This is a genomic window from Streptomyces sparsus (assembly GCF_054776295.1).
Map to the genome: position 1 here is coordinate 1 of NZ_BAAHCA010001384.1, position 911 is coordinate 911.

The following is a 911-nucleotide window of genomic DNA, read 5'->3' on the forward strand; positions in this document are numbered from 1 at the left end:
CGCCGGCGGCCCGCGACTCGTACGCACTGACGGCCTGACGTCCACTCCCGGGGTTCCCGTGAACAGGGGGCGGGCGGCGCGCCGTATCCCCACCTGTCCGGTCCCTGCTGTCCGTGGAGTGTGTTCTTTCACCATGACCGTTTTTCCGCGTCCCTCACTCGCCTCACCCGTCTCACGCGGTTCCTCGTCCGCCCCGCGCCGCGTCGCCGCCGCCGCGGCGCCCGCCGCCGCGTCCGTGCTCGCGCTGAGCGGTCCGGCCTTCGCGGACGGCTCCGTCGATCCGGCCGAGGCCGCGGCCGGCGGGTACGCCACGATCAACTTCAAGGTCCCCAACGAGCGCGACAACGCGTCCACCACCAAGCTCGAGGTCACCCTGCCCACCGACCACCCGCTCTCCTCCGTGATGCCGGAACCGGTGCCCGGCTGGGACGTGAAGGTGGAGAAGGGCAAGCTGGACGAGCCGCTCGAGGTGCACGGCGAGAAGATCGACGAGGCGCCGAGCAAGATCACCTGGTCCGGCGGCGAGATCACGCCGGGCACCTTCCAGCGGTTCCCCGTCTCGGTGGGCCGCCTGCCCGAGGACGCCGACCGGCTCGTCTTCAAGGCCGTGCAGACGTACGACAACAAGGAGGTCGTGCGCTGGATCGAGGTGCCCGAGGAGGGTGGCGACGAGCCGGACCACCCGGCTCCGGTGCTGGCCCTCGGTGAGGCCGACGACGATCACGCGCACGGCGGTGGCACCGACGACGCCGGGGACGACACCTCGGGCGCCGGGAGCGACGACACCGAGAAGACCGCCGCGGGCACCGACGCGGGCGGCACCACCGACACCACCGCCCGGGTACTGGGCGGCCTCGGCCTCGCGGCCGGGATCGGCGGCATCGCCTACGGCGTGCTCGCCGGGCGTCGCC

Annotated in this window: 1 protein-coding gene; it reads left to right on the forward strand. The window is 73.2% G+C overall.

Annotated elements, in window-relative coordinates; all coding sequences use genetic code 11:
• Positions 1-133: 133 nt before the first annotated feature.
• Positions 134-911: YcnI family copper-binding membrane protein (locus ACYVE9_RS28585; RefSeq protein WP_461030788.1), on the forward strand; the 778-nt coding region annotated here is incomplete at its 3' end.